The organism is Microcystis sp. M109S1 (genome assembly GCF_020247025.1).
GTDB lineage: Bacteria > Cyanobacteriota > Cyanobacteriia > Cyanobacteriales > Microcystaceae > Microcystis.
The window spans coordinates 1-7,316 of record NZ_JADBRW010000246.1; the positions used below are offsets into that span (position 1 = coordinate 1).

Below are 7,316 nucleotides of genomic sequence, written 5' to 3' on the forward strand. Positions count from 1 at the left end.
TCAAAATGGACGGGTCGGAAAGCGTAAGACTTCTGTTAAAGAAGCAGCATCCCGTGAAGCGTCAACCCCATTGACGCGACCATTCTAAAAAGGTGGCGTGGTGAGGAATCGCCGTCCGTTTTACGGCGGCGAGGATGTCAACTTAACACCCCACACCCCACACCCCACACCCCACACCCTGACTGATAACCGATGACTATTCACTGATAACTGATGCCAGGGCTTGACGGGCAATTTTCGTGACGTAGAGGGTGACGGCAACGGTAGCGATAAAACCGATCAGGCGAATAGTCCATTGTAAAACTGGGTTAGTGGCTGGTGCCGAGGTCCCGATAGTGGCAAGATTGCCGGCTAAAGAGCCAATATAAACATACATTATTGTCCCCGGAATCATGCCTGCGGAACCTAGTAGATAATCTTTCAGGGAAACCCCGGTGACACCATAGGCATAATTGAGCAGATTAAAGGGAAATACGGGAGATAAACGGGTTAAAAGCACTATTTTTAAGCCTTCTCTCCCCACAGCTTCATCGATAGCTTGAAATTTACTATTACCTTGAATTTTTTCCGCTACCCAACCCCTAGCCAGATAACGTCCCACCAAAAAAGCGGCAGTAGCGCCGATAGTTGCCCCGATAAAGACGTAAAAAGAGCCTAAAACCACGCCAAAAACCACACCAGCCCCGAAAGTCAGGATTGAACCGGGAAAAAAGGCCACAGTAGCTAGAATATAGATAATTATAAACGCGATCGCTCCCACGCCTCCCAAACTATCCACCCAAGTTAAGGCATTGAAAAGAATAGTTTGAGGATTAAAACCGGTGGAGGCACTGGATTGGAGGGCAAAAGCGGGGGGAGTAGTCAGGAGAAAAACAAGGCTAAATGTAGTTAATAACAGTAAATGCCTGATAATCACAGTTTTTCCTAAGGGCAAAAACTTGGAAATAATCATAAAAAGTCCCTATAAGGAATGAAAAAAGAGAGATTGAACTATAGAAGCGAATTAAATAGAACTGGGAGCTATTCTACCCTAGTTATCATTGTTCAGACCAGAAAGCCAAGCCTGAAACTTCCCAGAAAATCCCCCTCTCTGGGAGAAGATAAGACAACCAACAGCCCGGTAATTTTTGCTCTTTACTTGATATTACACCTTGCCGTCTCTGGGGAAAAAATGTCACAATTAGAAATAATTAGCATTGGATATAGCAATCAATCTATGAAAATCATCCCCAAGGTCAAAGCACCTACCTTCCTGCAAATGGCACAATGGATCATTAATCCCGTAGCTTTTATGGAAAATGCCGCCCGCAAGCATGGCGATATTTTTAGCACGAAAGTGGGTTTAACTGTAGATAATTTTATCTTTATCAGTAGTCCTGCAGCCCTACAACAGCTTTTAACTAATGACCGTAAACAATTCTCGGCCCCGGGGGAAGCCAATCGGATTATTGCCCCGATTATTGGTGATTATTCCGTCGTCATGTTAGACGGAGATATCCACAAAAAACGCCGTCAGCTTTTATTGCCACCTTTTCACGGGGAAAGAATGCGTTTGTACGGCGATTTAATCCGCGATATTACCCTGAGAGTAATGGCAGAATTGCCCGAAAATCAACCTTTTAAGGCCCGTTCAGCGACCACAGCGATTGCTTTACAAGTAATTATGGAGGCAGTTTTTGGAATTAGTCAAGGGGAACGTTATCAAACCCTGAAAAAAACTCTCGCTGAAATGCTCGATATTTTTAACTCTCCGGTGATGGCTTCTTTGTTATTTTTCCCAATTTTGCGGGCTGATTTTGGTGCTTGGAGTCCCTGGGGAAAATACCAGCGTTACCAAGAAAAAATTGATGATATTATCTACACAGAAATTGCCGAAAGAAAAGCTAATCCTAACCCCAATCGTACCGATATTTTATCACTACTGATGTCGGCCCGGGATGAAGAAGGCAACCCGATGAGCGATAAGGAATTGCGCGATGAATTAATGACCTTATTATTCGCAGGTCATGAAACCACGGCCACTGCTATGTCTTGGGTGCTATACTGGACCCATCGCTGCCCAGAAATTAAAGCAAAAATTATCCAAGAAATAGCCACTTTAGGAGATAATCCTAACCCGATTGATATGACTAGATTACCCTATCTTTCGGCGGTTTGTTCGGAAACTTTACGCATTCATCCCGTGGGAATGTTAACTTTTCCGCGAGTAGTGGAAGAACCGGTAGAACTAGATGGTTATCCTTTAGAAAAAGGGACAATTCTTATGGGTTGTATTTATCTAGCTCACCACCGCGAGCAAACTTTCCCCGATTCCCATACTTTTAAACCAGAACGCTTTTTAGAAAAACAATTCACCCCCTACGAATATATGCCTTTTGGTGGTGGAGCGCGTCGTTGTATCGGGGAAGTTTTAGCTATCTACGAGATGAAAATCGCTATCGCCACAATTTTAGCCAATTATCAGTTAACTCTAGTTAATAATACCCCCGAAAAACCCAGCCGCCGCGGTGTAACCCTTGCTCCCTCGCGAGGAGTTCCCATGGTCTTAAAAGGACGACGGGAACCTCTGGTGACTGCCCCGATGCTCGCCGAAATTTCTTAACAAAACTGACAAACTATTGTACAATCAGAGTTGTGGTATCCTCTATCATAACTCTGTTTTTTTGTCAATAAAATTGGGGATAATTATGGTCTTAATTCGTTTAGCTAAATCTTGGCAAATTTCCGAAAAGGAAGTTACTTCTGAAAGTGTTTATTTTAACCGTCGTCGCTTTTTACAGGGGTTAATCGGGGCAGGAATTGCGGGGAGTTCACTGTTATTAACTGCTTGTGGTAAATCCTCCTCCTCGGAAGCTTTAGAAAAAAGTTTGCAATTACCTAAAATTGAAGGGTTCGGCAAAAATCCGCAGTTTTTAACGGTAAATCGCCCTATAGTTGCCGAAACTGTAGCGGGGAGATATAATAATTTTTATGAGTTCGGAGGGGGCAAAAATATCTGGTTAAAAGCGCAGAAATTACCGACGAATCCCTGGACGGTAGAAGTGGGAGGATTGGTAAAAAATCCCCAGACCTACGATATAGATACTATTAAAAAAACCTTTCCTCTCGAAGAAAGAATCTATCGTTTTCGTTGTGTGGAAGCTTGGTCAATGGTCTTACCTTGGCTAGGTTTTCCGATGAGTGCTTTAATTGCAGCAGTGGAACCAAAACCAGAAGCTAAATTCGTCCGTTTTACTTCCTTTTATGATCCCGAAATTACTAAAGGGCCAGGATTACATTTAGGAGCCTTACCTTGGCCCTATACAGAAGGTTTAAGAATTGAAGAAATGGCCAACGAATTAGCCTTTTTTGCCGTGGGAATTTTCGGTCATGATTTACCCAAACAACAGGGCGCACCCTTGCGAATGGTTATTCCTTGGAAATACGGTTTTAAAGGAGCAAAATCGATAGTAAAAATTGAATTTACCGCCAAACAACCCGCCACCTACTGGAACACAATTGACGCTCACGAATACGATTTTGAGGCTAATGTAAACCCCAGTAAACCCCATCCCCGTTGGTCGCAAGCAACGGAAAAATTTATCGGTAGTAGAAGTGATTTATCTTGGGAAATTATCGAAACTCTGCCCTATAATGGCTATAGTGAATATGTAGCTAGTTTATATAGTTAAATTCTATAATTATCCCCGTTTTATTCAGTTGAAGGAAGTATTTATGGACAATAAAACCCTGTACGAAGAAGACTTTTATCTCTGGATTAGAACTACCATTAATCAACTGCAAGCGAGACAGTTTGAGCGGGTAGATTTAGAGAATTTACTGGAGGAGTTAGCAAGTATGGGAAGGAGTGAAAAGCGCACAATTGAAAATCTTTTGATTCAATTGCTGGTACATTTGCTGAAACTAACTTACTGGACAGGAGAAAAAGCTAGAAATGAGGGTCACTGGAAAGGGGAAATTAGAAACTTTCGCCGACAAATAATCAAAGAAGTTAAAGATAGTCCTAGTCTGAAACCCTATATTCTCGAAATTTTCGATGAATGTTATCTTTCAGCCCGAAAAAATGCCAGTGATCGCTCTCAATTAACCCTCGATACTTTCCCCGCTATTCCCATTGGTTCCCTTGAACAAATTCTCGATGAAGATTGGTTTCCTGCGGGCGATAATCTGGAAATATAGCCATCAGTCAGGCTGCTCCATACTGCTGTAACAAAAAACAACCGTACCCCGATAGCGATCGCTAAAAGTCGAATAATTGTAAGTTTTTGTCAAGGGGTGCGGTCAGACATAGGAATAATTGCTAGAATCCCAGAAAAATCCTGTTATTTTAGCTTATTGTCAGGAATTTAGTTAAACAAGGTTTTTGGCAATATGCTAATCTGGCTAACACGCTTTTGGGCGTGATATAGGGAAAAGTTCTTGCAATCGCGCCTAAATAGAGTGTTATACGGAAAGTTGACCCATATCGTTACCCCAGAGAGTGTTATACGGAAAGTTGACCTATAAGATGTAGTTAGACGGAATTTTGGAAGTAAACCAACGAGATTATGTTAAGCAGAGTGTCACAATTAATAGCGATTAGTTTGCTGTGTTTAGTGGGCTGCTCTGGACGAGCTAGTAATAATAATGAACCTGCTTTCCCCAAAAAGACAAGCGTAACTGAGTCTGAGCTATCTGGTTGTTGGTCTCAAAGCTTGGGAGTGGGTGGTACATTATTGAAAAATACATATACCCTTGAATCAGGAGTTAATTACACTCGAAGAAGTAAATACACCGTTGGCCCACCTGAAGCTGTTTCTCTTCCCGAAGCTGTTTTCTTTGGAAAATGGATTATTGATAATGAGTATGTCATAATCAAAGAGAGTCAAGACGATGCAGAAAAAACCATAACCCTGAAGGTGATTTCAAACCACGAACTGAAACTTCTAGGATCAAGCTCAAATGCTTTATTGTTAAGATGTTAAGTGTGATCGCCATCTTTGTTGTTCAGGGTAAAATAGAGGGGTTAATTTTGAAATCGAGGTCATACCGATGACAGTCCGCCAACGACGTTACAGCAAAGAAGAGATAGCCCAACGCGGGCAAGAACTTTATGAGTCTGGCATTCGGCAGCAAGTCGAAGCTGGCAACGAGGGCAAAATCCTAGCGATCGACATCGAAACTGGAAATTTTGAGGTTGATGAAACGGTCGTAGCTGCAACTAATCGGCTGTTTGAGCGCAATCCCGATGCCCAGCCTTTTGGAATTCGGATTGGACATCGCGCCGTTTATCACTTTGGTTCGCGGAGTTTGAAGAAGGGTCAATGATATATGGAGTGGTGAATTTGCGTCGGGAAGCCACGCTTTCCCTTGTTGTTGGTAATTCATCTGGTCAAAGAGAATTCATCAATACCGTGATTGATACAGGGTTTGATGGCTTTCTGTCTTTACCCTCTGAAATCATTGTTCGTCTTGGATTGCCTTGGACGATTTCCAACCCAGCAACTCTGGGGGATGGTAGCGAAGTCTTGTTTGATTTTTACACCGCAACAGTCATTTGGGATGGGCAGTACCGTGAGGTCGATATTGCAGCATCAGAGACAGAACCGCTCCTCGGAATGGCGATGCTCTACGGCTATCGATTGCAGGTTGATAATGTTGAGGGCGGTATCGTGAAAATTGAAGCCTTGTGATCCTTGTTAGAAGCGATCGGCGAGGCACGGTCTAACAACACAGTGGAGCGGACGGTATAAAATCTTTGCGCTTCGTTTTGGTCATATCTGCCGCCGCTCACTTTAGCCGTTATACTGAATCGGTTTTTAATAGTATGATTAACTGCCAATCCCACTTGAAAAACCCGCTCCCTTCTCCCCACTGCTGTAACAAAAAACAACTATCTCCCGATAGCGATCGCTAAAGGTCGAATAATTGTAAATTTTTGTCAAGGGGTGCGGTCAGATCGAAGAATCATCGCTATAATTCCAGAAAACTCCTGTTATTTTAGCTTATTGTCAGGAATTTAGTTAAACAAGGTTTTTGACAATATGCTAATCTGGCTAACACGCTTTTGGGCGTGATATAGGAAAAAGTTCTTGCAATCGCGCCTAAATGGAGTGATATACCGAAAGTTGACCCATATCGTTACCCCAGAGAGTGTTATACAGAAAGTTTCCACATAATATGTAGTTGGGCTGCTTCGTTTTTTGGTTGTGGCTGTCCTTGAAGGTGATTTGTTAGAATCACAAAGTTTTCGTTATTGAGATTAAACCTCTTGCATAATTAATTTTTGAGGGTTCAAAAACGGTAAAAATAAGGATTAAATTGCATAAAATACTTAAATAGACCATTTAATTGATTATTATTCATTCTTAATTCTCCTGACTACTGACTCCGTTCGGCTGAGATCACGGCCGAAGCCTGACTCCTAACCCTAACAACAATTTTTGATTTTTACAAGAGGTCTATTTTTCATGCAATCTGGTCTCCGCAGTGGAAAGCTTACAAAATGGAAAGATGAGCGTGGATTTGGTTTTATTCAACCCGTTGATGGGAGTCAAGAAGTTTTTTTGCATATTTCTGAAGTTAAAGATGCAACCCGTCGTCCACAAGAAAACGACACGATTTATTACCACTGCATAGTTGACTCAGATGGCAAAGTTCGAGCTTACAACGCATTTATTCTGGGAGCAAGAAACAAGTCAGCACCTTCAAGTAGTCGAACTAAACCCTCTGATGCCATCATTTCAAGCTTTCCGATAGTTGAGGTAGTTTTGTTGTCGCTTCTGCCTTTGGTTGGAGCTATTCATTTTACATGGACGACACGCAATCCCATTCCACTGATTCTTTATCCCGTAATGAGTTTAGTGACTTACGCTCTATACGCAGATGATAAATCTCGTGCTAAACGAAAGGATTGGCGAACTTCTGAACAAAAGCTACATCTGTGTGAACTTGCAGGTGGATGGTTGGGCGGGTTTATTGCCCAGCGAATATTGCGCCATAAAGGTCAGAAAGAGTCTTATCAAGTCACTTTTTGGGCGATCGTGATCATTCATTATGTTGTATGGCTGTTTTGGCTGTTTTTGAGAGGAACGCTATGAGGTATTGCGATTCTAAAAGCAGCAGCCGTAGGGTGCGTTCCCTAATGTGGCTCTTACTGCTCCAGCGATCGATTTTGGGGAACGCACCATGCACATTCAGTAGATGGAAAAGTTTGAATAACCAGAGTATTTAGTAACATCTGATACAAAATACTTAGAGAAACTAATTAAGAAAACTTATGTCTAAGAAAAAAGACTATTGCTATTAGCCAGAAGGCAAATAGATAGTATCAACAA

The 7,316-nt window shown here is 42.1% G+C and carries 8 protein-coding genes; 7 read left to right on the top strand and 1 reads right to left on the bottom strand.

Annotated features, from left to right (window positions below):
- Window positions 1-196 precede the first annotated feature (196 nt).
- Window positions 197-952: a TVP38/TMEM64 family protein gene (locus IM322_RS12280; RefSeq protein WP_287675671.1), complete on the bottom strand. Its 756-nt coding sequence runs from the start codon at window positions 950-952 to the stop codon at window positions 197-199.
- Window positions 953-1,216: 264 nt separating this feature from the next.
- Between IM322_RS12280 and IM322_RS12285 the strand changes: the two genes are divergently transcribed.
- The 7 genes from IM322_RS12285 to IM322_RS12315 all read left to right on the top strand — a co-directional run bounded on the left by IM322_RS12285 (window position 1,217) and on the right by IM322_RS12315 (window position 7,079).
- On the top strand, window positions 1,217-2,602 hold the full coding sequence (locus IM322_RS12285) for a cytochrome P450 (protein WP_287675677.1): 1,386 nt from the start codon (window positions 1,217-1,219) through the stop codon (window positions 2,600-2,602).
- Window positions 2,603-2,687: 85 nt separating this feature from the next.
- Window positions 2,688-3,671, top strand: coding sequence for a protein-methionine-sulfoxide reductase catalytic subunit MsrP (gene msrP, locus IM322_RS12290; protein ID WP_287675672.1), 984 nt, complete (start codon window positions 2,688-2,690; stop codon window positions 3,669-3,671).
- A 43-nt stretch (window positions 3,672-3,714) separates the two neighbouring features.
- A complete protein-coding gene (locus tag IM322_RS12295; RefSeq protein ID WP_287675673.1) occupies window positions 3,715-4,179 on the top strand; it encodes a DUF29 domain-containing protein in 465 nt (154 codons plus the stop codon).
- A 368-nt stretch (window positions 4,180-4,547) separates the two neighbouring features.
- Window positions 4,548-4,964, top strand: a complete 417-nt coding sequence (locus IM322_RS12300; protein WP_287675674.1) for a hypothetical protein — start codon at window positions 4,548-4,550, stop codon at window positions 4,962-4,964.
- A 67-nt stretch (window positions 4,965-5,031) separates the two neighbouring features.
- Window positions 5,032-5,307, top strand: coding sequence for a hypothetical protein (locus tag IM322_RS12305; protein ID WP_286825377.1), 276 nt, complete (start codon window positions 5,032-5,034; stop codon window positions 5,305-5,307).
- The gene (locus IM322_RS12310; RefSeq protein ID WP_287675675.1) at window positions 5,304-5,672 is read left to right on the top strand and encodes a clan AA aspartic protease; all 369 of its coding nucleotides are present in this window, start codon (window positions 5,304-5,306) and stop codon (window positions 5,670-5,672) included. The genes IM322_RS12305 and IM322_RS12310 overlap by 4 nt, the downstream gene beginning before the upstream one ends.
- A gap of 777 nt (window positions 5,673-6,449) precedes the next feature.
- Window positions 6,450-7,079, top strand: a complete 630-nt coding sequence (locus IM322_RS12315; protein WP_287675676.1) for a DUF1294 domain-containing protein — start codon at window positions 6,450-6,452, stop codon at window positions 7,077-7,079.
- Window positions 7,080-7,316 lie beyond the last annotated feature (237 nt).

Excerpts from the sequence above, each read along its gene's own strand:
- IM322_RS12280 (WP_287675671.1), bottom strand. The coding sequence starts at position 952 with ATGATTATTTCCAAGTTTTTGCCCTTAGGAAAAACTGTGATTATCAGG.
- IM322_RS12285 (WP_287675677.1), top strand. The coding sequence starts at position 1,217 with ATGAAAATCATCCCCAAGGTCAAAGCACCTACCTTCCTGCAAATGGCA.
- msrP (WP_287675672.1), top strand. The coding sequence starts at position 2,688 with ATGGTCTTAATTCGTTTAGCTAAATCTTGGCAAATTTCCGAAAAGGAA.
- IM322_RS12295 (WP_287675673.1), top strand. The coding sequence starts at position 3,715 with ATGGACAATAAAACCCTGTACGAAGAAGACTTTTATCTCTGGATTAGA.
- IM322_RS12300 (WP_287675674.1), top strand. The coding sequence starts at position 4,548 with ATGTTAAGCAGAGTGTCACAATTAATAGCGATTAGTTTGCTGTGTTTA.
- IM322_RS12305 (WP_286825377.1), top strand. The coding sequence starts at position 5,032 with ATGACAGTCCGCCAACGACGTTACAGCAAAGAAGAGATAGCCCAACGC.
- IM322_RS12310 (WP_287675675.1), top strand. The coding sequence starts at position 5,304 with ATGATATATGGAGTGGTGAATTTGCGTCGGGAAGCCACGCTTTCCCTT.
- IM322_RS12315 (WP_287675676.1), top strand. The coding sequence starts at position 6,450 with ATGCAATCTGGTCTCCGCAGTGGAAAGCTTACAAAATGGAAAGATGAG.